Origin of the sequence: Sphingobium indicum B90A, from assembly GCF_000264945.2 — a bacterium.
Classification (GTDB): Bacteria; Pseudomonadota; Alphaproteobacteria; order Sphingomonadales; family Sphingomonadaceae; genus Sphingobium; species Sphingobium indicum.
Genome location: NZ_CP013070.1, coordinates 2,262,255 through 2,287,163 on the forward strand (window position 1 = coordinate 2,262,255; position 24,909 = coordinate 2,287,163).

The 24,909-nt window shown below is 64.7% G+C and carries 20 protein-coding genes and 1 pseudogene; 3 read left to right on the forward strand and 18 right to left on the reverse strand.

The genetic code is table 11. From position 1 onward, the window contains the following. Positions 1-313 precede the first annotated feature (313 nt). From SIDU_RS11035 to SIDU_RS11065, 6 genes and pseudogenes are all read right to left on the reverse strand, one after another. Positions 314-1,258: a TrbL/VirB6 family protein gene (locus SIDU_RS11035; protein WP_073507141.1), complete on the reverse strand. Its 945-nt coding sequence runs from the start codon at positions 1,256-1,258 to the stop codon at positions 314-316. Between the two features lie 16 nt (positions 1,259-1,274). Continuing rightward, on the reverse strand, positions 1,275-1,493 hold the full coding sequence (locus SIDU_RS20355; protein ID WP_007681948.1) for an EexN family lipoprotein: 219 nt from the start codon (positions 1,491-1,493) through the stop codon (positions 1,275-1,277). After that, positions 1,490-2,203: a TrbJ/VirB5 family protein gene (locus SIDU_RS11045; protein ID WP_007681949.1), complete on the reverse strand. Its 714-nt coding sequence runs from the start codon at positions 2,201-2,203 to the stop codon at positions 1,490-1,492. The genes SIDU_RS20355 and SIDU_RS11045 overlap by 4 nt, the downstream gene beginning before the upstream one ends. A gap of 3 nt (positions 2,204-2,206) precedes the next feature. Further along, a complete protein-coding gene (locus SIDU_RS11050; RefSeq protein ID WP_007681951.1) occupies positions 2,207-4,618 on the reverse strand; it encodes a VirB4 family type IV secretion/conjugal transfer ATPase in 2,412 nt (803 codons plus the stop codon). Then, positions 4,611-4,775: pseudogene (locus tag SIDU_RS11055) on the reverse strand (VirB3 family type IV secretion system protein); the annotation flags it as partial. The gene SIDU_RS11050 and the pseudogene SIDU_RS11055, both read right to left, overlap by 8 nt. A 43-nt stretch (positions 4,776-4,818) precedes the next feature. Continuing rightward, entirely contained in the window at positions 4,819-5,583 is a 765-nt protein-coding gene (locus SIDU_RS11065; protein WP_001389365.1) for an IS6-like element IS6100 family transposase, read from the reverse strand. A gap of 114 nt (positions 5,584-5,697) precedes the next feature. Between SIDU_RS11065 and SIDU_RS11070 the strand changes: the two genes are divergently transcribed. Further along, positions 5,698-7,992 (forward strand): TonB-dependent receptor, encoded by a 2,295-nt coding sequence (locus tag SIDU_RS11070; protein ID WP_007682306.1) that lies wholly within the window; start codon positions 5,698-5,700, stop codon positions 7,990-7,992. Between the two features lie 230 nt (positions 7,993-8,222). Here SIDU_RS11070 and SIDU_RS11075 read toward each other — a convergent pair whose 3' ends face one another. The 7 genes from SIDU_RS11075 to SIDU_RS11105 all read right to left on the reverse strand — a co-directional run bounded on the left by SIDU_RS11075 (position 8,223) and on the right by SIDU_RS11105 (position 17,861). Then, positions 8,223-9,722, reverse strand: a complete 1,500-nt coding sequence (locus SIDU_RS11075) for an NAD-dependent succinate-semialdehyde dehydrogenase (RefSeq protein WP_007682304.1) — start codon at positions 9,720-9,722, stop codon at positions 8,223-8,225. Continuing rightward, on the reverse strand, positions 9,719-10,708 hold the full coding sequence (locus SIDU_RS11080) for an alpha/beta hydrolase fold domain-containing protein (RefSeq protein WP_007682303.1): 990 nt from the start codon (positions 10,706-10,708) through the stop codon (positions 9,719-9,721). The genes SIDU_RS11075 and SIDU_RS11080 overlap by 4 nt, the downstream gene beginning before the upstream one ends. After that, the gene (locus SIDU_RS11085) at positions 10,705-11,442 is read right to left on the reverse strand and encodes an SDR family NAD(P)-dependent oxidoreductase (RefSeq protein ID WP_007682301.1); all 738 of its coding nucleotides are present in this window, start codon (positions 11,440-11,442) and stop codon (positions 10,705-10,707) included. Before SIDU_RS11085 ends, SIDU_RS11080 begins: the two co-directional genes overlap by 4 nt. Further along, positions 11,439-13,418, reverse strand: coding sequence for a flavin-containing monooxygenase (locus tag SIDU_RS11090; protein WP_007682299.1), 1,980 nt, complete (start codon positions 13,416-13,418; stop codon positions 11,439-11,441). Before SIDU_RS11090 ends, SIDU_RS11085 begins: the two co-directional genes overlap by 4 nt. Before the next feature lie 64 nt (positions 13,419-13,482). Further along, entirely contained in the window at positions 13,483-14,616 is a 1,134-nt protein-coding gene (locus tag SIDU_RS11095; protein WP_084191196.1) for an alcohol dehydrogenase catalytic domain-containing protein, read from the reverse strand. 25 nt (positions 14,617-14,641) lie between these two features. Beyond that, a complete protein-coding gene (locus SIDU_RS11100) occupies positions 14,642-15,391 on the reverse strand; it encodes an SDR family NAD(P)-dependent oxidoreductase (RefSeq protein WP_007682295.1) in 750 nt (249 codons plus the stop codon). A 148-nt stretch (positions 15,392-15,539) separates the two neighbouring features. Next, positions 15,540-17,861 carry a TonB-dependent receptor gene (locus tag SIDU_RS11105; RefSeq protein WP_073507142.1) on the reverse strand — a complete coding sequence of 774 codons (2,322 nt, stop codon included), beginning with the start codon at positions 17,859-17,861 and terminating at the stop codon, positions 15,540-15,542. Between the two features lie 440 nt (positions 17,862-18,301). Here SIDU_RS11105 and SIDU_RS11110 point away from each other — a divergent pair, with 440 nt between their 5' ends. Further along, the gene (locus SIDU_RS11110; RefSeq protein WP_007684909.1) at positions 18,302-19,306 is read left to right on the forward strand and encodes an NAD(P)H-dependent flavin oxidoreductase; all 1,005 of its coding nucleotides are present in this window, start codon (positions 18,302-18,304) and stop codon (positions 19,304-19,306) included. A gap of 4 nt (positions 19,307-19,310) precedes the next feature. Next, positions 19,311-19,946 (forward strand): TetR-like C-terminal domain-containing protein, encoded by a 636-nt coding sequence (locus SIDU_RS11115; protein WP_007684910.1) that lies wholly within the window; start codon positions 19,311-19,313, stop codon positions 19,944-19,946. Between the two features lie 18 nt (positions 19,947-19,964). On the opposite strand, the gene SIDU_RS11120 is transcribed toward SIDU_RS11115, so the two are convergent. The 5 genes from SIDU_RS11120 to SIDU_RS11140 form a co-directional block, all read right to left on the reverse strand. Continuing rightward, positions 19,965-20,429, reverse strand: coding sequence for a winged helix-turn-helix transcriptional regulator (locus SIDU_RS11120; RefSeq protein WP_025161107.1), 465 nt, complete (start codon positions 20,427-20,429; stop codon positions 19,965-19,967). Positions 20,430-20,573: 144 nt separating this feature from the next. Next, entirely contained in the window at positions 20,574-21,584 is a 1,011-nt protein-coding gene (locus SIDU_RS11125) for an NADP-dependent oxidoreductase (protein WP_007684912.1), read from the reverse strand. Between the two features lie 149 nt (positions 21,585-21,733). Further along, positions 21,734-22,453, reverse strand: coding sequence for a hypothetical protein (locus SIDU_RS11130; protein ID WP_007684913.1), 720 nt, complete (start codon positions 22,451-22,453; stop codon positions 21,734-21,736). 368 nt (positions 22,454-22,821) lie between these two features. Next, positions 22,822-24,033, reverse strand: a complete 1,212-nt coding sequence (locus SIDU_RS11135; RefSeq protein WP_013054067.1) for an acetyl-CoA C-acetyltransferase — start codon at positions 24,031-24,033, stop codon at positions 22,822-22,824. Between the two features lie 35 nt (positions 24,034-24,068). Next, positions 24,069-24,866 (reverse strand): IclR family transcriptional regulator domain-containing protein, encoded by a 798-nt coding sequence (locus tag SIDU_RS11140; RefSeq protein ID WP_007684916.1) that lies wholly within the window; start codon positions 24,864-24,866, stop codon positions 24,069-24,071. Between the last annotated feature and the right edge of the window lie 43 nt (positions 24,867-24,909).

A 24,909-nucleotide genomic window follows, 5' to 3' on the forward strand; every position in this document is an offset into this window, starting at 1 on the left:
AGGAAACTTTGTCGTCCGGAGGCGCTGGCACTGCGGGCGGAGGCGGTGGATCGCCCACCTGCGGATGAGACAAGGGAGGAATGGGCGGCGCAGGGCGCGGCATTGTGGTCGCCGGCACCGGCGATCCGGGCAGAACGCTCCCATAGATATTCACGTCACGCAGATGGTGCCCGTTGCAAACGGCCAGCTTCTTGGGTCCGGAAGCGCATGCCGCAAGGCCCAGCAGTGGAAGGCTGCCGATCAGGCAGACAGTAACCTGGCGGATGGTGAACGTCGATTTTTGAGGACAGGGCAAGGTCATGGTGATGTCTCACTATGCCGCTTCGATGGAGCCGCCCCGACGAGCGGCGCGCTCCAGATTGCGGCTGTTGCGCGCAATGCGGCGTTGTCGGAAGGGAGATGCCATCGTCCCCCAGGCGGTCCCGGCGAAGGCGCCGACCCCGGCGGCGGCCCCGCCCGCAATGCCGGTGGCAATCGCAGGAGCCTGGAAGAAGAAGATTGTGCCAAGAAATATGTATGCAGCAAACAGAACGGCGCCGAATGCCGTATCCACGACTCCTTCAGATGCTGCCGTTGCAGCTGCTCCGAGATCGGTAATCAGAGTCGTGACCGCAATGATTACAGCAAGCAAGACAATGTAGTTTATGGTTTGGCCAAGCCATCCATGAAAGAAACGCCTTGTCGGTTCGAACAATGCAAGGGCGATGAAAATGGGTCCTAGGGCTATAATGATCGCGAGTGCAACTTTGGCAAATATCGTAATTGCGAAGCCGATAGCCGCCGAGAGACCCGCGAGCGCCTTAAGCCCCAAGCTCAACGCATAAAGTACCAATTTATAAGGGTTGATATCGCTGTAAGTCGCCGCCTCAGTCTCAATGCGCACTATAATGACATCGCTTTGGGCGTAGTAATCGTCAAAAGCTTGGCCAGCTGTCCCGATCGTCTTCCCCGCGAGAGCCTGCGAGATCGCGTCCGGCATCCCATGAAAAAGCGGCGTGGTGATCCACTCAGAATAGGCGACCGTCGTTGCGGCAATATACAGCAGGCAGAGCTTGACCATCCGGTAAAACAGCTCGCCCCAAGGCTCGCTGATGATCCCACGCATCACCATGTAACCAAAAAGGGCGATATAGATTACGAGGCCGAGTGCCAGCGGCCCACGCACAACGTCGACCACATTTTGAAGACGCTCATTTAGGAAAAGGTCCAGCTTTCCATCAATGTTCGCGTAAAGTGAGCTGAACAAGTCCGTAGCCATGTCGAATTCCAACGCGCTACCGTGAGAGCGACTGCATTTTGTTGTTGAGTGTTCGAAGACTTTCGGCGTTCGAGCACTCCTGCTTGTTCGGGTGCGAGCCATCGGCGCAAGCCTTGGTAAGCTCGCTCAGTTCCTCGGGATGGGAATTCAGATAGTCCTTCCCGCGCGGCGCTCGCTCACACCCGGTTAAGACAGCTGTCGCCAATGCCGCCAGCAAGAAAGCCTTGCCCGTCATTGTGATAGGCTCCCGAGCTTTGAAGCCAATATTGTCTCACTCTCGCGCTGCGACCGTAGCCGAACGTCGGCTTCCTGCCGCATCCGCAGCGCCTCCAACTGCAGGGCATCATTCTGGATGTGGGCGTTCTCGACCCCTACCCTTGCCTGGATATCCATGACCTGTTTCGCGTCCGAAGCCGTATCGAGCGAGGTGCGCAGTTCTTCCAAACCCGCCGTGCGTTGGGCCGAGACGCCATAGGCCGACTCCGCTATCGCAGCATCACGTGCGGCCAGATCGCCATTTCGCAACAGAGTGTCGCGCGACGCCCGCTCATAGGCGGACGCGCCAGGCCGCAGGTCCGGCAGAGCAACGCGATTGGCATCGCGAATGCGGGTCGTCACCGTACCAAGCGATCCCAGGCTGGCATTGTCCGACGACATCAGCCTGCCGAGGTCGCGGGCCTCAGGCGGCAGAAGATGGCGCATCGCGTCGGTGGATAGCGACGGGGCAATGCCGTTGACGTCGGTGACCTGATTGAAGCTACCGTAGAGCTGCTTGGCCTCGGCGATCTGCTCCTTGCCCTGCTCGATCATCGACAGGGTGTTCTTGACCGTGGCGAGCGCCTGCAAATAGCCGGAGCTGTCATAGACCGGTATACCTTGGGCGGCAGCTGGACCCGCCGTTCCCAGGATAATCGCACCGATCGCTGCGAATCCGCCTTTACGCATAGCTCATCCTTTCCTGCTCGATGGAGACCGACGCTGCCGGTGAAAGACAGGCAGCCAGTTTTCGGGATCGTCGCCGACCTCGGCGCGGATGGCATCGAGCAGCGTCACCGTTTCCGTGGTGCCCGAGAGAACTGCCAGCTCGTCGGAGAGACCGCCAAGATCGAGCTCGACGACGATTGAGTCATGGCCTTGCTTGACCAGAAACCGGCGGGATTCCGGATTCAGATCGTGGCGGATGAGCTTGAATTCCGCCTGGGTCAGACCCAGTCCATCGACATAGTCCGTTTCGCGGCCGTAGGGGTTGGGAAGCAGTATCTTGGTCGCAACCTGCTCCATGATGCTGTGCGAAATGTCCGAACGCAGCGCATCCGCAGGGCTTTGCGTGCCGAAGACAAGAAAGGCATTCTGCTTGCGGTAGGTCTTGAGGCCGTCCTGCGCGAAGGCGCGGAACGCATCGTCCCCCAAGGCTTTCCAGAATTCGTCGATGTCGATCACAAGCCGCCGGCCGTCGAGGAGACCGTCGATCCGGTGGAACATGTACATCATGAGCGGCGTGCGAACTTCGGGGTTGTCGAGAAAATCGGTCATGTCGAAACCGACGAACGGCGCCTCCAGCGACAAAGCGTCGATCTCATTGTCGAACACCCAGCCGAGCGAACCGCCCCGCGCCCATTTCTCCAGCCGGGCACCAATGCCTTCCGGGTCGCGCTGACCGAGCAGCTGGCGCAGCGCGAGAATGGACCGGTCCTCCGGCGCGAGGCGTCCAAGCGAGGCCAGCCCCTCGTCGATCATACGCTCCTGTGTGACGCCGAGCTGGCCTCCGACCGGCGTCACCAGTTGGCGGATCAAGCGCCCCAGAAAGACAAGATTGCGCGGACCATAGTCGAGTGCCCGCAGGGGCGCGAAACCTGTAGGCTCCCCATTCTTCAACGTCAGATAGATCCCGCCCGCAGACCGGACATAAATCTCCGCGCCACGGTCCTTGTCGATGAAGATCTGCTGCGCGCCCGTTTTCTCGAGCTGCGCCATCAGAAAATTCTGGACGACGGTCTTGCCCGCGCCGGAAGGACCGATAATCAGTGTGTGACCCAAATCGCCGACATGGAAGTTGAAATAATAGGGCGATTGCGCGGCCGTCTTCATCATGGCGATCGCAGGCCCCCAATGGTTCCCCTTGGGCCGGCCTGCGGGATAGGTATGGAACGGCGCCAAGGCAGCAAAATTGCGCGAGGTGATCGCCGCCGGCCGCGCCCGCCATGCGAAATTTCCGGGCAGCTGCGCCCAGAACGCTGCTTCGAGCGCTGGTCCTTCGCGCGCCGCCACCAAACCAGCATCGGCCAGCGCCGCACGCGCGGCCGAGAGATTGTCGGCAAGTCGCCTTTGGCTGTCGGCGAAGACCGCCAACGAGAAATGATGCTCCCCGAGCACGAACCGGTTGCTTTGCAGATCGTCGGCGGCATCGGCGAGATCGAGCGCCTGGCTCGCTGCGGCATCCTCGGTCGAGGCCATCTGGTTTTGCCGGCGGCGCAGCCGTTCGGCTGCCCGCGCCTTACCCATGAAGGTGAAGGATTGCGAGACGACAAAGGCGAAATCCTGGCCGAGCAAGGCATTCATCTGTCCCGGGCGCGTCAGCGCGGGATATTCCCTGATGCCGAAGATCCCCTGCCAGCGGCTCGCGTCATGAGCGCGGATCTCGACCGTCTCGCGTCCGAAAATCACACGCTCACCGTAAAGCGCCGATCCCAGATGACCGCGGACGAGCGGAACCCTGGATCGCGCCCCCATCATCACTTGCTCGAGCACCTCAAGCGGGGCGGAGAAGATCAGGCCATTATGCTCGTAGAGGGCGAGGCGCGCCGGGCTGCAGCGGCGGAGCAGCTTCTCGATGTCGCGCGCCTTCTCCTCGAAGCGCGCCAGTTCGTCGGGATCGACTTCCTCCTCCGCGGCCTTGGCTTTCGCGATCCGCTTGAGCAGCAGCCCGGTCCGGTCGGCCGATCCGACGGCCGGACGCATGAGCAGCGTCAGATAATGCTCATTGACGAACATCCGCTTGGCGGTGACGCGCGCCCGATATTTACCGTCGAGCTCGGCGGCGAACTTTGAGCGGAACTGTCCTTCGGGATAGTCCCCTACGGCTGAGCGGACGATGTGGGTCCAGATCGCAAGCCGATCGTCGGCGATGTTGCGCCAGGTGCCGTTGAGCTTCTCGTGCCAATCATTGAGGTGGATCGGATCAGCCGTCTCGAAAGCCAGCCCTTCGAGACGGAACATCATCATGAGATCGCCGCTATCGAGCGCAATCACATCGGGCGTCACATGGCGGGCATAGGGAAGATAGCGCCCGGGCTCCGCTTCTCGGGCCAGAACCCGCCAGGGCGTCTTGCGCGGCGGCAGCTGGGCGGCGGCGCTAGCCACGCGCGAAACCCTTGCGCTTCATCCCCGCGACCGGCAGCGGCGAATAGGAACTGCCGCCCCACCAGCCGCGGTTCCGGCAGCGCGCCTTGGTCAAAGTCCATAACCATAGCAGGCGAAAGGCATTGGCGTCGTGGCGCACGATGAGGGGCTCTGTTGCAAAGATTGGCGGCAGTCAGAGGTAGGCTGTCGCTCTGCGCCGATCAGGCGGCTGCTGCGAAATGGTGGTTGAGCATGCCCATGGCCTCCGTCAGCGCCGAGGGCCCAATGCCAAAAGCTCTCTCCACAAGGCGCACCTCGCCCCTGATGCCGGGCTGCAGGCACCAGGGGCGAGCCTGTCCTTTGCGCAGGGCTCGCATGACTTCGAATCCCTTGATCGTGGCATAGGCCGTGGGGATCGATTTGAAACCGCGCACCGGCTTGATCAGTATCTTGAGCTTTCCGTGATCGGCCTCGATCACGTTATTGAGATACTTCACCTGCCGGTGGGCCGTCTCCCGGTCCAGCTTTCCTTCGCGCTTCAATTCGGTGATCGCTGCACCATAGCTCGGCGCTTTGTCGGTATTGAGCGTGGCAGGCTTTTCCCAGTGCTTCAGGCCTCGCAGGGCCTTGCCCAGGAACCGCTTCGCTGCCTTGGCGCTGCGGGTCGGCGACAGGTAGAAATCGATCGTGTCGCCCCGCTTGTCGACTGCCCGGTACAGGTAGGTCCACTTGCCCCGCACCTTGACGTAGGTTTCATCCAGGCGCCAGCTCGGATCAAAGCCACGCCGCCAGAACCAGCGCAGCCGCTTCTCCATCTCCGGGGCGTAGCACTGGACCCAGCGATAGATCGTCGTATGGTCGACCGAAATGCCGCGTTCCGCCAGCATTTCCTCAAGGTCGCGATAGCTGATCGGATAGCGACAATACCAGCGCACCGCCCACAGGATCACATCACCCTGGAAATGGCGCCACTTGAAATCCGTCATCGTTCCGTCCGTCCAATCTCCGCCAAGCATGCTCAAGCTTCACGATTTTTGCAACAGAGCCAGCGCTGCCAAGAAGGAGGCAAACTCCTCGATGGCCAATCAAGGAGAGAGAAAATGAACGGATTGGGGTATCAGCTATTATGTGGCGTCTGCGCCTTCGCATTTGCGCAACCCGCCCTGGCGCAGGATAGCGGTCCGGATCAGGCCGCGGCGGAAAGAAGCGCGTCGGGATCGGTCAGCACCAGCGACATCGTCGTGACCGCGCTCCGCCGGTCCGAAAGGTTGCAGGACGTGCCCGTGTCGGTGACGGCGCTGGGCAGCGCGGCGCTGTCGCAGCAGCGGCTTCAGCAGGTCAGCGATCTCGCCGGGTCGGTTCCCAATCTTCAGGCGTCGACCGTCGCCGGGGACGGGCTGCCGATCTTCTCGCTGCGCGGCGTTTCCATGTCGGACTTCAGCTTCAACCAGCAGGGTCCGGTCGCGACCTATTTCGACGAAGTCTACAAGGGCAGCTTTCCCCTGCTGGGACTGGGCATGTTCGATCTGGAACGGGTCGAAGTGCTGCGGGGACCGCAGGGAACCCTATATGGAAAGAATACGACCGGCGGCGCCATCAATTTCATCAGCAAGAGACCGGGGCATGATTCCGAAGCCTATCTGAAACTGGGCTACGGCAATTACAACCGATACGACGCCGACGGAGCGGTGCAGGCGGGCCTGGGCGACACGCTGGCGGCGCGCATCGCCTTCACATTCTCCCGCGCCGACGGCTGGTTCAAGAATCTGATGCCGGGCAGGCCCGACGGCAGCGCCGTGCGCCAATATGGCATCCGGGCGTCCCTGCTGTTCGAACCGAACGACAAGCTGGACTTCATCCTGCGGCTGACGACCAGCCTGCAAAATCCGATCGAATATGGCGTCCTGGGCGAGCCGGTCGGGTCTCTGGGCATAGGGAACGGGGTCTATGAGATGTTCGGCGCGTCGAGCTATTTCAGGACCGGGCTTGGACGGCGGGAGATGGAGGCGGACAATATCGGCCGCCATCGCCACCGCACCTATGGCGCGTCCCTGACCGGAAACTGGCATGTCGCGGACGCACTGACCGTCACGTCGGTGACGTCCTACGACTATGGGCGCCTGCGCGTCATCGACGAGGCGGACGGCACGCCGCTGCGGGTGCTGGAGGCCGACCTGAAAGGACGGGGCAAGCAGTTGTCGCAGGATCTTCGCCTGTCTTCGGACTTCGACGGACCGTTCAACTTCATCTTCGGCGCCTATTATAATATCGAGAAATTGTGGAACGAGACGTCGGCGGGATTCTACAGCGACATCGACGTGAACGGAGACGGCGCGCTCACCTGGGAAGATTGCGTCGACAGCGGCTTCGCGGTCTCCTGCATCTACCGCAACAATTATAAGCAGGTCAGGAAAAGCGCCGCCGTCTATACCGACATGAATTACAAGCTGTCGGACCGGCTCATCCTGCGCGGCGGCATCCGCTATACGCAGGATCGGGGCAAGGTCGTCGGCTACCGCGCCCAGATAGAGGGGCCGGACGGCGTTCCCATCGTCAACACCATCCCAGGCGACGATCCGTTCGATTTCGATGCGTCGACCAGCGCCCGTTTCAAGAAAGGCACGGTCACCGGCAAGGTCGGCGTCGATTTCAAGACCGCCGACAACGACCTGATCTACGCCAGCTTCAGTCGCGGCTATCGCGCCAACGCCTTCAACGCGCAGGCCTATTTTTCCCCGGCCGAATTGAACGTGGCGGAACCGGAAACCGTCAACGCCTATGAACTGGGTTTCAAGAGCCAGTTCCTGGACCGCGCCGTGACCTTCAACGGGGCGGCATTCTATTATGATTATCGCGACCAGCAGGCGATCAGCGTCAATTCGGTCACCCATATCCAGACGCTGATCAATATTCCCAAGTCCCGCATCCTGGGCGCGGAATTCGAACTGACGGTGCGCCCGGTCCAGGCGCTTCGGATCAATGTCGGGGTCGGCATATTGGACACGAAGATCAAGGAAGGATCGCTCAACGGCACGTCCCTGCGGGGGAACCAGTTGCCCAACGCGCCGAAGCTCAGCGCATCGGCGGGTTTCGATTGGGATATAGTGGAGACCGGCGGCGGAAAGCTGAGCTGGGGCGTGAACGGCAGTTTCACGTCCAAGCAATATTTCGACCTGTTCAACACGGAACGCACCGCGCAGAAGGGATATGCGCTGGTCAACAGCCAGCTCAGCTATCGATTTGCCGACGATCGCTACGGCGTCAGCCTGTGGGGCAAAAATATCTTCAACAAATATTATGCGCGTTATTCGCTGGACCTGTCCGGCAACGGGTTCGATTACACCCATCTCGCCGACCCGCGCACCTACGGGATCAGCTTCGACGCGAAATTCTAAAGCAGATTCGGATCCGACTGCTCTACCTTTTATCCCTTCCTGCGCAGGCAGGCGCCCAGTTCGGACGGCGAACCGGGGTTCCTGCCAGCGGCCCAATTCGGAAGCGTGCCGCGTCCATCAGGCGCGGCACGCTCCCTTTGCCGGACGAGATGGGCAGAACGTCCGGCAATGGCATCCCCACATCCCTGCCGATCCCTTTTGCAGGCGGCGCCGCCCGCCGGGAAAATGCTTCACGGGCGGGAAACGGACGGCAGCAGCGTATATTTGGTGGTCAGATATTCATCGATCCCTTCAGCGCCGCCCTCGCGCCCCAGGCCCGACATCTTCACCCCGCCAAAGGGTGCGGCGGCATTGGAAAGGACGCCGACATTCCATCCCATCATGCCGGTCTGGAGTTCATTGATCAGCCGCTGCCCCCGCTCGATGCTGGCGGTGAAGGCATAGCCGACCAGGCCATATTCGGTGTCGTTCGCAATGGCGATGGCTTCGTCGTCCGTGTCGAAAGTGACGATCGGCAGGACGGGGCCGAAAATCTCCTCCCGCAGGATTCGGCTGTCCCTTGCGACATCGGTGAGCACCGTGGGTTCGAAGAAGGTGCCCGCGCCGCCCCGCCGCTTGCCGCCCGTGACGAGGGTCGCGCCGCGGGACAGGGCATCCTGGACCAGCTCGTCCACCCCCGCGACCGCCGCCTCGTCGATCAGAGGGCCGATCGCGACGTCCGGATCGAAGCCTGAGCCGAGCTTGAACTGCGCCACCTTCTCCGCCACCCGCCGGCTGAATTCCTGGGCCACGCTTGCATGAACGATGAACCTGTTGGCCGCCGTGCAGGCCTGGCCGATATTCCTGAACTTCGCGACGAGCGCGCCTTCCACGGCGCGGGAGAGATCGGCATCGTCGAAGACCAGGAAGGGCGCGTTTCCGCCCAGTTCCATGGAGGATCGCAGGATGTTGGCGGAGGCCTTCTCCAGCAGCACCCGCCCCACTTGCGTCGACCCGGTGAAGCTGATCTTGCGCAAGCGGCTGTCCGCGATGATCGGTCCGGTGGCGCCGCCCGAATTCGTCGTGGGAATGACGTTGACGACGCCCGCCGGCAGGCCCGCCTCTTCAAGCAATTTCACGAGATACAGGGTGGTGAGCGGCGTCAGCGCGGCGGGCTTGATCACGACGGTGCATCCGGCGGCCAGCGCGGGCGCGATCTTGCGCGTCGCCATGGCGAGGGGAAAGTTCCAGGGCGTGATGAGCAGCGCCGGGCCAAGCGCATGGCGCGAGACGATCATGTCCCCGGTGCCCTCCGGCGACGAGCCGAAGCGTCCGGATATGCGAACCGCCTCCTCACCGAACCAGCGGAGGAATTCCGCGCCATAGCTCACCTCGGCATGGGATTCCCGCAGCGGCTTTCCCATTTCGAGCGTGATGATGCGGGCGATCCGTTCCCTGTCGCGCATGACGAGGTCGAACGTCCGGCGCAGCAACTCGGCGCGTTCGCGCGGCGGCGTGCGCGACCATGACGGAAAGGCGCGGTCGGCGGCGTCGAGCGCATCCATGGCGTCCGACGGCGTCGCATTCGCCAGCCGGGCGACGACATCCCCGGTCGCCGGATCGTGGACGCTAAATTGCTGCCCGTCGGCCGCCGCGCGCCAGGCGCCGTCGATGAAAAGTCCCGTGGGGACGGACGAAACCATGTCGGCCGCCTCCGTCAGAGCCTGCTGCTGCATGGTCGCGGCCATCATGCGCTTTCTCCCTCCCGCTCCAGCAGGGGGCCAAGGCCCATAGCCTGGCGAAGGAAGCGCGCCGCATGGTCCAGTTCGCCCCGCGCCGGAGCGATGACCCCGCCCAGCGTCAGGAAGCCGTGCATCTGGTCAGGCAGGTGTCGATGCTCGCTGCCCCGCACCTCGCGCTTCAGCCGCCCGGCCAGCGCGATCGTGTCGTCGCGCAACGGATCGTGGCCGACCGACAGGATGAGCGTGGGCGGCAGGGCGCCGAAATCCGGATGACGCGCCGGCGATGCGCGCCAGTCGCCCGCCAGCGCCACATCGTCCAGATAAAGGTCGCGGAACCAGCGAAGCGTCGAGGATGTAAGCGGATAGCCGCTGCTGAATTCGTCCATCGACGCGGTTCTGCGGCCCATGTCGCCCGCGGGATAGAAGAGGGCCAGCGCGGACGGCGTCGCTTCGTCCCTCAGCGCGAGCGCCGCGACCAATGCCAGCGTCGCGCCCGCGCTGTCGCCCGCAACGGCCAGCCCCGCCGTTTCGATGCTCAGCCCGGCCACCGCCTCAGGCACATGGCGCAGCGCGGCGACGGCGTCCTCCACCGCCGCGGGAAAGGGATGTTCGGGCGCCAGCCGGTAGTCGACCGCGACCAGGATCGCGCCCGCCTGCCTGGCCAGCAGCCGGCAGGTGGAATCATGGGTGTCCAGATCCCCCATGACCCAGCCGCCGCCATGCAGGTAGACGATCAGCGGGCGCGGCCCGATCGCCCCCTCCGGCTCGTATATCCGCGTCCGCAGCGGATTGCCGCCCGCCCCGATCGTCAGATCCCTGGCGCGGACATCGCGTTCCGGTTCGAAGCCTGCGCGCAGCGACGTGGCGCGATAGCCTTCCCGCGCCTGTTGCGCCGTGCCCTGTTCGAGCGGAGGCAGGGCCGCCGCGCGATATTGATCGACGACGCCCTGCGCCCCCGGTTCCAGGGGGACGCGAAGTTCGATTGCCTCTGTCATTGTCCAACCACTTTCTGCACGACGCCGCCATCGACCAGGAATTCGGCGCCGGTGACATAGGATGCTTCATCCGAAGCGAGGAACGCGACGACCTGGGCCACTTCGTCCATGCCCCCCGGCCGTCCCAGCGGGATAAGCGACGTGTCGACCTTCAATCCCGCGGTCATGGGCGTGCTGATCATGCCGGGCAGCACCGCGTTCACCCGGACGCCCGCCGCCGCGAAGTCGAGGGCGGCCGCCTTGGTGAGGCCGATGACCCCGAATTTGGAGGCGACATAGCCGTAACGTTCGCGATTGCCCCTGACGCCGTTGATCGAGGAGATGTTGATCACCGATCCCCCGCCGGCCGCCGCCATGCGCGGAATGCAGGCGCGCATGCCGTAGAAGACGCCGCCCAGATTGACGGCGATCTGCCTTTCCCATTGGTCGTCGGACGTGGTTTCCAGCGCGCCACCCCCGCCCACGCCCGCATTGTTCACCAATATGTCGATCCTGCCGAACCGTTCGACGCATCGGTCAACCGCCGCCCCCCAGCTTTCGCCGCAGGACACGTCCAGGCGGAGATAGTCGGCGGCATCGGCGCCCATCTCCTCGGCCAGCAGCCGGCCCTCCTCGTCGATCACGTCGGTGACCAGAACCCTGGCGCCCTCGGCGACGAAGCGGCGGACATAGGCCGCGCCCAGGCCCCGGGCGGCGCCCGTGATCAGCGCGGTCTTCCCCGTCAGGCGGCTCATTCCGCCGCCTGCGTCGTCAGCTCGCCCAAGGGGGTGAAGCGATAATCGCCCTCGGCCGGCCCGCGCGTCATGTTCCAGAACTCCAGCAGTTCGAACGGCCAGACGGCGGAAACGCGGCCGGTCTTGTTCCTGTACCAGCTCGTGACGCCTTCCGCGCCCCATGCCCGCGCCCGGTTGGCGCGGTCGATCTTCCCCACGAAGGCATCGGTCGCGGCGTCGGTAGGCTCCATGTCCTTCAGCCGCTTCACGACCAGGGTGCGGATGCACTCCAATATATATTCGATGCTGCATTCGACTATGAAGATCGCGCTGCCGTTCGCCGCCACGGCCGAATTGGGACCGCCGCAGATGAAGAAATTGGGGAAGCCCGGCACCGTCATGGTGGCATAGGCCCGCGGATCGCCGTCCCAATATTCGTGCACCTCCACGCCGTCGCGCCCGCGCACCTCCATGTCGGCCAGGAACTCGTCCGCGCGGAAGCCGGTGGCATAGGCGATGACGTCCACCTCATGCAGCACGCCGTCCGCCGTGACGACGCCTTCGGGCACGATCCGCTCTATTCCTTCGGTCACCAGGTCGACGTGCGGCTTGCGCAGCGTGGCCGACCATTGGCCATTGTCGCGCAACAGGCGCTTGGCCCCCGCCGGATAGGTGGGAATGACCTTGTCGATCAGGTCCGGCCTGTCGGCGAGCTGGCGGCGGAATTCGGCCTCCAGTTCCTGGCGGAAGGCATGGTTGATGGCGCCGATGGAACCCTCTTCGTTCCAGCCTTCATCGGCGGTGACGGTGGGCATCCGGCCTTCCGTCGCCAGCCAGAACTGCCAGAAGCGATACCAGCGCGCATAGCCCGGAATGTGCCGGAACAGCCACATCAGTTCCGGGCTGATGTCGTCCAGATAGTCGGCCGTGGGCAACAGCCAGGGCGCGCTGCGCTGGAACACCTCCAGCTTGCCGACCTCGTCGGCGATCGCCGGCGCGATCTGATAGGCGCTGGCGCCGGTCCCGATGATCGCCACCCGCTTGCCCTTCAGGCTTACGTCATGGTTCCAACGGGCGGAATGCATGCTTGCGCCCGCGAAGCTGTCCATGCCCTCGATATTGGGCAGCTTGGGCGAGTTGAGCTGGCCGGTGCCGCTGATGACGACATTGGCGCGGTGGACCCTGACCTCCCCGTCGGTGATGGCCGTCACCTCCCACTCGCCCGCTTCCTCGTCATAGATCACCGATCGGACGAGGGTATTGAAGACGATGCGGTCGCGCACGCCATAGTCATGCGCCACTTTCAGGACATAGTCCTGGATCTCCGACTGGCGCGAGAATTTCTGCGGCCAGTCGGTCTTCTGCGCGAAGCTGAAGCTATAGGCATAGTTCGACGTGTCGAGACGGCAGCCCGGATAGGTGTTTTCCCACCATGTCCCGCCGATCTCTGGATTCTTTTCCAGCACGACATGCTCCACCCCGGCCTGCTTGAGGCGATAGGCGGCGACGACGCCGGTGATGCCCGCGCCGATGATCAGCACCTTGAACGGCCGGTCGGGATCGAGTTCGGACAGGGTCCACTGGGGCGCGCCCACGTCATGGTCGGCCACCTCATGGATCAGAAGATCCCGGTAATCGTCGAAATCGCGGGTGATGAGGAAGCTGACGATCGCCCGCAGCTCCGCATCGTCGGTGTGGCCGGGCGTCTGGATCTCGCCGTCGCGATACCGCCTGATCGCGTCGAAGGCGAGCCGCCTCGCTTCCTTCTGCTGTGCTTCGTCAAGGCCGCCCTGCGGCATCGGGATGAAGGATTTGCGCGTATGCGGCGGCTTGAGCGATGGGGGAACCAGCGACGTGTCGCCCGTCAGCTTCGCCAGCGCGGCCAGCAGGGCGGGCAGTTCCGCCTTCTCCAATATACGCTCCAGTTCGGCATCGTCGATGTCGATCGGAAGATAGGTGTCGAACGCATCTGCATGGTCGATGGGGTTGGCGGACATGGTCTTTCCTCTCTGGCCGCGAACCTGCGGCATATGCGTGGCGGCGCGTGAACCGGGCCGTGAACTAGGCATCGAACATGATGACCTGGCGAAGCTGGTCGCCCGATGCCAGGGCGTCGAAGGCGGCGTTGATGTCCTCCAGCCCGATGCGGCGCGAAATCAGCCGCTCGACCGGCAGCCGGCCTTCGCGCCACAGCCTTTCCAGGAACGGAATGTCACGCCGGGGAACCGACGAACCAAGATAGCTGCCGACGATGCGGCGCGCCTCGGCGGTCACCTGCAAGGGCGATATCTGCGCCATGGCGCCGGGCGCGGGCAGGCCGACCGTCACGGTCGTGCCGCCGGGCGCGGTGATGGCGAAGGCGGTTTCGAACGCCTTGGGATGGCCGGCGCATTCCATGACGATGTCGGCCCTGATCCCCCGGTCGACGGCGTCCTGCGGCGACAGCGCCTCATCGGCGCCCAGCGAACGGGCTAGGGCGAGCTTGTCCGGAAGCGCGTCGATCGCGACGATCCGGCGCGGACGCAGCGCCTTCGCGGTGATGAGCGCGGCCATGCCGACGCCGCCCAGGCCGATGACCGCCACCACGTCCGCCTCGGTAGGCCGCGCCTCGTTGAGGAGCGCGCCGCCGCCGGTGAGCACGGCGCAGCCCAGCAGCGCCGCCACGTCCGGCGGAACGTCGTCGCCCACCGGCACGGCGGAACTGCGATGCGCGACCAGGTGATCCGCGAAGGCGGAGACCCCCAGATGGTGGAGGACGGGGTGGCCGCATTCGCTGAGGTGCACGTCGCCGTCGAGCAGCGTCCCCGCCCCGTTGGCGGCGGTGCCGCGGGTGCAGGGAATGCGCCCTTCTGTCCGGCATGCGTCGCAGGCGCCGCAGCGGGGCATGAAGGTGAGGACGACGCGCTGTCCCAGGGCGAGGTCGTCGACATCCGGCCCCAGGGCGACGACGCGCCCGCTGGATTCATGTCCCAGCAGCATGGGCAGCGGGCGCCTGCGGTTTCCGTTGATGACGGACAGGTCCGAATGGCAGAGGCTGGCCGCCTCGACCTTGACCAATATCTCGCCAGGGCCGGGCGGCGTCAGGTCCAGCGTGCCGATCCGGATCGGCCGGCTGTCGGCATAGGGCCGCGGCGCGTCCGACGTTTCCAGGATCGCGCCCCGGATCGTCATCGACCCGTCGCTCCGTCCATCCATGGCGGGGGATGCTGCGCTCATGCGATCAGACCCCGGCCATGGAGCCGCCGTCCACGACAAGGGCGGTTCCGGTGATCCAGGACGCGTCGTCGGACGCCAGGAAACTGGCCGCGCCGGCAATGTCCTCCGGCGTGCCCAGCCGACCGAGCGGATGACGCCGGGCGAGATCCTCCCGCGTGAACGTCTCGCCATGATGCGCCAGCACCGCATCCACCATCGGCGTGTCGATCACGCCCGGGCAGATGCAGTTCACCCGGACTCCCGATGCCGCGAAATCGAGCGCCATGCACTTCGTCATTCCGACGACCGCGCTCTTGGAACTGTTGTAGGCGACCGCGCCCGGCGTGCCCTTCAGCCCCGCGACGGAGGCGATGTTGATGATCGATCCCCTGGTCTGCCGGAGATGGGGCACGCAATGCCGGGCGATCAGATAGGCGCTGGTCGTGTTCACTTCCAGCACCCGCGTCCACCGCGCTTCGTCGATGTCGAGCACGGTGCCGCCCGCCCACATGCCCGCCGCATGCACGACCACGTCCAGCCGCCCGGTCCATCCGACGATGGAGGCGACGGCGAATTCGATCGAGGCGGCGTCGCCGACGTCCAGGGTGGCCGCCCGCGCCCTGCCCTGTCCGCCAATCGCCTCGGCGACCTGGCCGGCGGCCCGCGCATCGATGTCGGTGACGAGGACGGACGCGCCCTGCTCCGCGAAGCGCCTGGCAATGGCTTTTCCGACGCCCCCAGCGGCGCCGGTTACGAGAACGGATTTATCCTGCATCGAACCCTCGAAGACCCTTGGCTGAAAACGGACGGCACGCGGTCGCCGACCGCGTGCCGGAAATGGCGGCGGGGAAACGGGCGCGCCCGTCTCCCGCCTTGGTCGGAGCGGCCTTGCAAGCCTGCACGCCTGTTCCGCTCCGCATGGCCTAGAAGCGCCAGTTCATCTGGATGCCGTAGGTCGCGGGCTGCCCCGCCAGCCTGCGGACGACGTCATAGAGCTTGGCGACGTTGGTCCAGTAATAGCTGTTGGTCACGTTGCGGCCGAAGACGCTGACCTGCCAATTGCCGTCGCTGCCGCCGAAGCCGGCGCGCAGGTCGAGCACGCCATAATCCTTCATGTAGAGCAGCGGTTCGTTGCCGAAGCCCGCATTGGTCTTGGTCCGGTAGCTGTAGTTGACGCCCAGATTGGCATCCAGCCGCGATGAAATCGGAAAGCGGTATGCGCCGTCCAGATTGACCTGCCATTTGGGCGTATAGGGAAAATCATTCCCCTTGAAGTTCTGGCGCGTGCCGATGATCGTGTAGTTGATGAAGTCGGACGTGACCTTCGAGTCCAGATACGTCGCCGCGGCGGTCAGCGACAGGCCGTTGGTCGGATAGACCGTGACCTGCCCCTCAAAGCCGCGAACGCGGGACTTGGGCACGTTGACCAGCGCGATCAGCGGCCCCATCAGCGTGATGATGCGCCCCTGAAGCTGCTTGTCCGAATAGTCATAGTTGAAGGCCGCGCCGGTCACGTCGACCAGCCGCCCGAAAAGCGACGCCTTGAACCCCGCCTCCAGCGCGACCACGCTTTCCTGCTTCACCGGAACATATTGGTCGACGCTGGTGCCCGAAAGGACGGGCACGCTGCCCGCCTTGTAGCCCCGGCTGGCATTCGCATAGAGCAGGACGCGCTCGGCCGGCTTCACGTCGACGCCCACCCGCCAGGACAGGCTGTCCTCGTTGAACGTCCCTTCGATATGGCTGGCATAGTTGAGATTGGCGTCCAGCGTCGAGCAACCGTCCATCGGAATGACGGGTATCGGCCCCAGCCCGGCCGCGGCGCGGATATTGTTGAACAGCCGTGTCAGCCCGACCGCCGAATTCTGGTTGGCCGGAAGCCCGCACCCCTCATAGTCCAGGTCCGCCTTGGTATAGCGGGCGCCGGCGTGCAGCGTGACCAGGCGGCCGATGTCATAGTCGACATTGCCGAACGCGGCATAGGTGTTGAAGTCCTGATAGCCGTAGGGCGCGGCGGCGACGTCGTTGGTCAGGGGCGTGAAAAAGCTGTTCTGGGTGGAATAGTAGGTCGCCCAGATCGCATTCTCCCGCGTCTTGTCATGCGCATAGTTGACGCCCAGTATGACGGTCGCTGGCCCGAAATTGCCGGTCAGCCGCTCCTCGGTCGAAAAGGACGAGATGCGGCCGCGAATGCTCTGGTCGCCGTTCGTCAGCGACGTTCCGTCCAGGTCGATCCGCTGGTCCATGCTCATATGCGCGTAGGAATTGAGCGAGACCAGCGTGATGTCGTCGGTCAGTTCGTAATCCCCGCGCAGCACCGCCTGGTAGAAGCTGTTGTCCTTGCGGTAGGGCGTGTTGGCGTTCCAGTCGGCGGCGCGCGGCGTCTGGGGCGCGCGCGGATAGTTGGTGACGAGCGGAATGGTGCCGGCAAATGCGCCGAACAAGGGAACCACGGCGAGGAGCTGGCCCGCCTGCATATCCCCATCGTCGATGAAACCGTTGAGATTGAGCGAGAGCCTGAGGCGGTCGGACGCCTGCCAGTCCAGAAGGAACCGGCCCTGGAGCATGCGCTGGCGGCCCAGGCTGTCGTTGCGGGTATAGCTTTGCTGCCAGCCGTCGCCCCGCACCCCGCGAACCGCCAGGCGGGCGTTGAGGCCCGGCGCGAGCGGGCCGGTGACATAGCCCTGCGCGTCCAGCGTGTTGAAGCGCGCAAAACTCGCCATCACGCCCGCGCCCAGATCATCCCTGGGCTTCGCGGCGATATAGTTGATCGCGCCGCCCGTGGCGTTCTGGCCGAACAGGGTTCCCTGCGGCCCCTTGAGCACCTCCACCCGCTCCAGGTCGAAGGCGGCGCCGGTCGTCATCACGGAAAAGGGCAGCGGCGCCTCGTCGACATAGACGCTGACGGTCGGGCGCGCACCCACCGCCGTGTCGTAGAAGCCCACGCCGCGCAGCGAATAGACCGGCACGCCGCTGCCGCTCTGCACGAAATTGAGGCCGGGCGTGACCTTCGCCAGATCCTGGACATCGTTGATCCCCCGCGCCGCAAGCTGCTCCCCGGTCAGCGCCGTCACCGACATCGGCACGGTGCTGAGGCTCTGGGCGCGCTTCTGCGCCGTCACGACGATGTCGCTGACGCTGTTCAGGCCATTGCCCTGGTCGGCGGGGGCCGCCTGGCCATGGGCGGCATGGGGCAGAATAGCCGCCCCAGCCAGATAAAGCGCCGTCTTGAGCATTTTCATCATCAATCCCCCTCCTGGGCCCATTCGACCGATGGGTTGCCTTGAAATCACAGGCTTGAACGGCACGGCCCGTCGACCGCCGCCGGGCGACACGGCCCGGCAGGGAGCGACGGGGTTCCCGCTGACTGCCTTTCACGAAGCGACGCAACCGGACTCGATCCACTCCGGCATCCCGACTCGTTGCGTTATGTGTATCTACACATTCTACAATGTCAATCATGTTCCGCCGCACTCCTGCCAAGGCGCGGAAAAGCCCTGGGCAGGCCGAATCGGCGATGCGCAGCGTTGCGGCCACCAGAACCGCCCCGCCGCCGCCAGACATATCGATTCCTCGCAAGGCACTGTTTTCAGCCAATTTTAAATCCTGCCGTCCGCGCTTGAACAACGATGTTTTCATTGGTAACACTGTTACCGGATTGGGCAGACGACGAAGGAGCTTAGGAATGCGCACGCGGATCACGGAACTGTTCGGGATCGAACATCCGATCATACAGGGCGGGATGCACTATGTCGGCTTCGCCTCCCTCGCCGCCGCGGTTTCCAATGCGGGCGGCCTGGGCCTGATCACCGGCCTGACCCAGCGCACCCCTGAACTGCTGGGGCAGGAAATCGCGAAGGCACGGGAACTGACCGACAAGCCGTTCGGCGTGAACCTGACCTTCCTGCCGACCTTCAACGCGCCGCCCTATGCCGAATATATCCAGGTCATCGCCGAAAACGGCATCCGGATCGTGGAAACGGCGGGGCGCAGCCCGGAAGAATATATGCCGCTGTTCAAGCAGGCCGGCATCAAGGTCATCCACAAATGCACCTCCGTGCGCCACGCCCTGAAGGCCGAACGGATCGGCTGCGACGCGGTCAGCGTCGACGGCTTCGAATGCGGCGGCCATCCGGGCGAAGACGACATTCCCAACATGATCCTGCTGCCGCTGGCGGCGGAGGCGCTTTCCGTGCCGTTCGTCGCGTCGGGCGGCATGGCCGACGGCCGCAGCCTGGTGGCGGCGCTGGCGCTGGGCGCCGACGGCGTCAACATGGGAACCCGTTTCGTCGCGACCCAGGACGCGCCGGTCCATGAAAATGTGAAACGGGCGCTGGTCGAGGCGACGGAACTCGATACGCGGCTGGTGATGCGGCCGCTGCGCAATACCGAACGCGTGCTCAACAATCCCGGCGTGGAGAAGATCCGCCAGATCGAACGGGAAAAGGGCGACGCGATCAAGATCGACGATATTTTCGAGCAGGTCGCGGGCGTCTATCCCAAGGTAATGGTTGAAGGCGAGGTCGATGTCGGTGCATGGAGTTGCGGGCTGGTCGTCGGATTGATCCGGGACGTGCCGACCGTGAAGGAACTTGTCGACCGCATCATGAACGAAGCCGAGCAGATCATCACCGACCGGCTGGGCCGCTCCCTGGGCGCAACGGTCCAGAACGCGCTCGAAACGGCATAGGCGCATGCCGTCCGGCACGGCCCGATGGGAAGGTGGCGTCGACCTGCAACAGGTCCGCGCCACCTATCGGGACGAGACGCGGTCCGCCATCCTTGCCGCCGCCGCGCGCATTTTGAGCGAGGAAGGGCCAGCCGCGCTGACGGTCCGGCGCGTCGCGGAGGTCGTCAACGCCTCGACCAAGATGATCTATACCTGCTTTTCGGGCAAGGCGGGGCTGCTGGACGCGCTGTATATCCACAGTTTCGACGGCTTGGGCCGCGAATTCGGAAAATGCCTGGCAGAACCTGCGCCGGTCGCCCGATTGCGGGCGATATGCAAGGCCTATCGCGCCTATGCGCTGGCGGAACCGGCATTCTACAATGTCATGTTCGGCGACCTCGGCCGGGCCTATGAAGCGCCGCTGGAAAGCCGGCGGCGCGCCTGGTCGACATTCCGCGCCATGCGGGAGGCGGTCGCGGCCTGCCTTCCGGAAGATCGGCGGGACGAAGCCCGGCAACTCTCCCAGATGCTCTGGGCGACGCTGCACGGCGTCGTCAGTCTGGAACTCAGGGGCCTGCTCGGCGAAAAGACGGATGCCGGCGATCTGTATGACAGGACGAGCGAACTCTTCCTCCAGGGAAGCGGCCTGATCCCCTCCTGACCGGCGTCAGCAACCGCGTCAGGCGGCCGCCTTGTCGTCCATGCGCGAGGCCACGAAGTCGCGCGGCCCCAGGACCCGCCCGTCTCTGGCCTTCAGCTCGATCCTGGCCAGCGGTTCGCCATTCTGGCGGTCGACCATCGCATATCGGGCCTCGTCCGGCTTGAAGCATGTGCTTTCGCCCCACTGCCACAGCGCCATGAGAACGACGTACAACCCCTCTCCCTTTGCGGTGAGGACATAGCGGTGGCCAACGCCGTTGTCCGCGTCCGGCTCGATCCGGAAGATGTCATGTTCGACCAGCTTCTTCAGCCGCGCGGACAATATGTTCTTGGCCAGCCCGATCGCCTTCTGGAACTCGCCGAAGCGCTCCCTTCCCTTGAAGGCTTCGCGCACGATCAGCAACGACCACCAGTCGCCGACCACTTCAAGGGAACGGGCAATGCCGCAATCGGCGTTGCCGAGATTGGTCCGCTTTCCCTTCATCGCCATCTCCAACATCACAGGAAGGTTTTGAAGTTAAACCAACTCCGCCGATTTGTCGAGCGTTCCTCCCCGCGACGCCGCCGGGGAGACATCGGCGGGGAAGGCCCTGGTCGTCGCCGCCTTCCCGAACCGCAGGGGACGGCGTCAATCGATCTTCACGACGAGCTTGCCGAAATTCCGTCCCTCCAACAGGCCCATGAACGCCGCCGGAGCGTTGTCCAGTCCTTCGACAATGTCTTCGCGGAACCGGATCTTCCCTTCGGAAATCCACTGGCTGACCTCGTCCAGGAACTTCGGGCGCTGGTCCCAGAATTCGCCGACGATGAAACCCCGCATCATGACGCTGCGCGACAGGATGATCCGCATCGCGGCGGGCAGATGATCGACCTGTTCGCCGGACGATCCGTTATACTGGGCGATCAGGCCGCAGACCGGCACCCTGGCGAAATTGTTGAGCAGCGGCAGCACGGCCTGCCAGACGGCGCCGCCGACCAGTTCGAAATTGATGTCGATGCCGTCCGGGCACGCCGCGGCCAGATCGTCGGCGAAGGTCGGGGACCGATGGTCGACCACCGCATCGAAGCCCAGTTCCTGCTTGGCATAGGCGCATTTTTCCGCGCCGCCCGCGATTCCGACGGCCCTGGCGCCATAGAGCCTGGCGATCTGGCCGACCAGCGATCCGACCGGGCCGGTCGCCGCCGCGACGACGACCGTTTCGCCGGGCTGGGGTTTGCCCAGGGTCAGCAGCCCCGAATAAGCGGTAAGACCGGGCATGCCGAGCACGCCCACGGCGGTGGTGATCGGCTTGAAGCGGTCGTCCAGCTTCACAAGGCCAGTGCCGTCCGAAATGGCGTGCGTCTGCCATCCCAGCCGTCCGGCCACGCGTTCCCCGACCGAAAAGCCCGGATGGCGGGATTCCAGCACGGTCCCGATGATCTCGCCTTCCATCACCCCGCCGACCGGCGTCGGCGCGGCATAGGATTTCCGGTCGTCCATGCGGCCGCGCATATAGGGGTCGAGCGACAGATAATTCGCCCCGACCAGGAACTGTCCGTCCCCGATGGGCGGCAGGGGCGCGTCCTCTGCCCTGAAATTGGCGGGCGTCACCGCGCCCTGCGGACGTTCGGCAAGGACGATCCGATGGGTGGTCACCATGGCATATTTCCTTTTTCTTCTGTTCGGTCCGCGCGCCGTTGCGAATGGATCGGCGTTCCGAACGCGATTGCGTGGCGGCATGGGCCTGCGCTGCGCTCGGCCCGGTTCCGCTCTGCCGGCCGCGAGGACGCGGCCGGTTCGAATGCGGGTCAGGCCGCCTGGACGTCCCATATGTCGATGGCGATGGCGATCCGGTCGAGGATCGGGCGGTTGTCCGCGTCGGCGGCATAGACGCGCCGCTTCGTCGGGAAGATGAGGCCGTCGAACGCCTTGTGATCGGTCGCATAGTTGGCGCTGGTCGTGCCGCCCATGATCTCCACGCTGTAGTCGTGGCGCCGCAGCAGGCCCGATTGATCGAAATAGAAGGTCTGCTGGGTGGAATGGCTGGGCACGCCTTCGGGGAATGTCACCTTCAGGCGACGCCAGGTTTCGCCATTCTCGTCCCAGGGTTCGACCTCTTCCGACGTGAAGCCGGGCAGCCTGAACAGGAACGGCGTGGTCAGATAGGTCCACATCGCATAGCCGGTGAAATAGACGAGATGCTGTTCGTCCCACGGCGTCGGAATGCTGTGCCCTTCGAAGAAGGAGCGCGGATTTTCCCGCTTATCGATCAGTTCGCCGCTGTCGGCGACGATGGCGGTGCTGTCCGGCTCCCAGACGCAATGCTGCCCTTCCTTGAGGAAGGGCGTGAATTCGGTGTGCGGCTTCCGCGTGGAGATCGAGCAATGCATGTCCGCATAGGCGCCGGGCCACTGCTTCACATGCCAGACCGTGCCCTCCGCATGGAAATGGGCTTTCAGTTCATTGATCTGCTCCCAGCGGTCCCAACCGCCATGCGCCGCGATCGCCAGGTCCAACAATTCGCTCACACCTATTCTCCATCGCTCCCCGGCCAATGCCGGATAGGTTTAACTTTGCAACCATGCAGCCCATAGGCCCTTATGGTTTAACTTTGCAACCTAAATTCGTGCGATGGATTCCCGGAGAGGTCGCCGGCAGGGCGTTCGCTAAGGGGATGGGAGCGTCGGCGGGCGCGGAAAAGCGCGGCGGGACAGGATGCGGCGCGGTGGGGCGGCCGGCGCAGGGCGCCCAAGGCCGCGCCTTCAGATCATCCATTCCCGAGCCGCGGCCGGTGGGTTTCGCCGGCCGCGTCGGTTCACAGCCTGGAGCATCGCGCGGAAAGGCCTGTCCCGCGCCTGTCGAAGGGGCGGGAGCCAGCCTGCCGCTTGAAACCCGCTTAGGACCGCTCGAAGATGGCGGCGAGACCCTGGCCGCCGCCGATGCACATGGTCTCCAGACCGTAGCGCGCATCGCGGCGGCGCATCTCGTTCAGCATCGTCGCGGCGATTCGCGCCCCGGTGACGCCGATCGGGTGCCCCAGGGAAATGCCCGAGCCGTTGACGTTGAGCTTGTCCAGGCGGCTGTCGTCCTCGCCCCATTCCCACGCCTTGAGCAGCGCGAGCACCTGGGCCGCAAAAGCCTCGTTGATTTCGATGAGGTCCATGTCGTCCCAGCCCAGGCCCGTGCGCGCGAACAGCCGCTGGACGGCGCCCACCGGGCCGATGCCCATGCGGGAGGGATCGCAACCCGCCGCCGCCCAGCCGACGAACCAGCCGCTCGGCTCCAGGCCGAGCTTCGCGAGCTGGTCTTCGGCAACGACCAGGCAGGCCGCGGCGGCGTCATTCTGCTGGCTGGCGTTGCCGGCGGTCACCACGCCGCCCTCGATCGGCTTCAACCCGCCGAGCGTCTCCAGCGAGGCATCCTCGCGGAACCCCTCGTCCCGATCGAAGATCACGGGTTCGCCGCGCTTCTGCGGCACGGCGACGGGCACGATCTCGTCAGCGAACTTGCCCTCGCGCCAGGCGGCGGCGGCGCGCTGGTGCGATCGGACGGCATAGGCGTCCGACTGCTCCCGCGTGATGCCATAGTCGCGGGCGAGATTTTCGGCGGTCTCGATCATGCCCGTGATCACGCCATAGCGTTCGATCGGCTGCGACATCAGGCGGGCGCGGGTCAGCCGGTCGTGCAGTTCGAGGCTGCCCATGCGCGCGCCCTTGCGCAGCGCGGTCGAATAATGTTCGACATTGGACATGCTTTCCGCGCCGCCCGCGACCACGACGTCGGCGGCGCCGGTCTGAACCATCATGGCCGCTTCGATGATCGCCTGAAGGCCGGAGCCGCAGCGGCGGTCGAGCTGGAAGCCCGGCACATTCTGGGGCATGCCGGCGGCCAGCCAGGACCAGCGGCCGATGCTGGGCGCCTCCCCGCTGGGATAGCCATGTCCGAAGACGACGTCGTCGACGCGTTCGGGATCGATCCCGCTGCGTTCGACCAGCGCCTTGATGATCGTGGCGCCCAATTGCCCCGCCGTCAGCGCGGAAAGGCCGCCGCCGAATTTCCCGACGGCGGTCCGAAGAGGCGAAACGATGGCGGCTCGACGCAATGTCATGATGTCAACTCCTGTAGATTCAACGGATTGCGGGTTTATGGATTGGGGCGATGGCTCTGGATGGCGCGCTCCAGCTGACCGGCGGCGGCCCTCAGGTCGGGAAGATAGCGCTCGATCAGATCCTCGCGGCTGTGGGCGTCGGAGAAGGTGGCGACATTGAGCGCCGCCAGGACCTGCCCCTCGCGGTCGCGGACGGGAACGGCCAGGGATCGCAGCCCGACCTCCAGTTCCTCCTCGACCAGGCTCCAGCGCCGCTCGCCCACGGCGACCAGTTCGGTGCGGAGCGCATCGGGGGAAACGATGGTGCGTTCGGTCCTCGGCTCCAGGGCGGCGCGCGCCAGCCACCGTTCGGTCTCGCACGGCGCGAGCGAGGCGAGGAGGACGCGGCCCATCGACGTGCAATGGCTGGGCAGGGTGCTGCCGACCATCAGCGGCGCGGCGATCACCTGGTTCCGCTCGGCGCGGGCGATGTAGATGATGCGGCCCGGGTCCGACGGATCGAGCGCGCCGACCGACACCGTTTCCTGAAGGCTGTCGCGCAAGGCGTTGGCGACCGCCTGGCTGGCGCTGGCCAGGGGGGTCGACGTCAGGAACCCGGCGGCCAGCGGCAGCAATTTGGGCGTGAGCGAATAGCGCCCGTCCCGCTCGCGAACATAGCCAAGGCATGTCAGCGTGTGCAGGCAGCGGCCGGCGCTGGGCCGGTTCAGCCCGCTCAGCCGCGCCGCTTCCGTGATGCTGAGCGAGGACTGCCCCTCGAAAGCGCGCAGCACGCCAAGGCCCCGCGCCAGCGAAAGCATGAAGTTGGGATCGGCGGCTTGGCTGTCGTCAGCCATGGGCATTGACCTTTTGCGCTTAAACGAATATTGGCGTTTTTAT

What these genes read in the sequence shown, in the direction of transcription:
- SIDU_RS11035 (WP_073507141.1), bottom strand. Translation starts at nt 1,258, where the DNA reads ATGGCTACGGACTTGTTCAGCTCACTTTACGCGAACATTGATGGAAAG.
- SIDU_RS20355 (WP_007681948.1), bottom strand. Translation starts at nt 1,493, where the DNA reads ATGACGGGCAAGGCTTTCTTGCTGGCGGCATTGGCGACAGCTGTCTTA.
- SIDU_RS11045 (WP_007681949.1), bottom strand. Translation starts at nt 2,203, where the DNA reads ATGCGTAAAGGCGGATTCGCAGCGATCGGTGCGATTATCCTGGGAACG.
- SIDU_RS11065 (WP_001389365.1), bottom strand. Translation starts at nt 5,583, where the DNA reads ATGACGGATTTCAAGTGGCGCCATTTCCAGGGTGATGTGATCCTGTGG.
- SIDU_RS11070 (WP_007682306.1), top strand. Translation starts at nt 5,698, where the DNA reads ATGAACGGATTGGGGTATCAGCTATTATGTGGCGTCTGCGCCTTCGCA.
- SIDU_RS11075 (WP_007682304.1), bottom strand. Translation starts at nt 9,722, where the DNA reads ATGATGGCCGCGACCATGCAGCAGCAGGCTCTGACGGAGGCGGCCGAC.
- SIDU_RS11080 (WP_007682303.1), bottom strand. Translation starts at nt 10,708, where the DNA reads ATGACAGAGGCAATCGAACTTCGCGTCCCCCTGGAACCGGGGGCGCAG.
- SIDU_RS11085 (WP_007682301.1), bottom strand. Translation starts at nt 11,442, where the DNA reads ATGAGCCGCCTGACGGGGAAGACCGCGCTGATCACGGGCGCCGCCCGG.
- SIDU_RS11090 (WP_007682299.1), bottom strand. Translation starts at nt 13,418, where the DNA reads ATGTCCGCCAACCCCATCGACCATGCAGATGCGTTCGACACCTATCTT.
- SIDU_RS11095 (WP_084191196.1), bottom strand. Translation starts at nt 14,616, where the DNA reads ATGGATGGACGGAGCGACGGGTCGATGACGATCCGGGGCGCGATCCTG.
- SIDU_RS11100 (WP_007682295.1), bottom strand. Translation starts at nt 15,391, where the DNA reads ATGCAGGATAAATCCGTTCTCGTAACCGGCGCCGCTGGGGGCGTCGGA.
- SIDU_RS11105 (WP_073507142.1), bottom strand. Translation starts at nt 17,861, where the DNA reads ATGATGAAAATGCTCAAGACGGCGCTTTATCTGGCTGGGGCGGCTATT.
- SIDU_RS11110 (WP_007684909.1), top strand. Translation starts at nt 18,302, where the DNA reads ATGCGCACGCGGATCACGGAACTGTTCGGGATCGAACATCCGATCATA.
- SIDU_RS11115 (WP_007684910.1), top strand. Translation starts at nt 19,311, where the DNA reads ATGCCGTCCGGCACGGCCCGATGGGAAGGTGGCGTCGACCTGCAACAG.
- SIDU_RS11120 (WP_025161107.1), bottom strand. Translation starts at nt 20,429, where the DNA reads ATGAAGGGAAAGCGGACCAATCTCGGCAACGCCGATTGCGGCATTGCC.
- SIDU_RS11125 (WP_007684912.1), bottom strand. Translation starts at nt 21,584, where the DNA reads ATGGTGACCACCCATCGGATCGTCCTTGCCGAACGTCCGCAGGGCGCG.
- SIDU_RS11135 (WP_013054067.1), bottom strand. Translation starts at nt 24,033, where the DNA reads ATGACATTGCGTCGAGCCGCCATCGTTTCGCCTCTTCGGACCGCCGTC.
- SIDU_RS11140 (WP_007684916.1), bottom strand. Translation starts at nt 24,866, where the DNA reads ATGGCTGACGACAGCCAAGCCGCCGATCCCAACTTCATGCTTTCGCTG.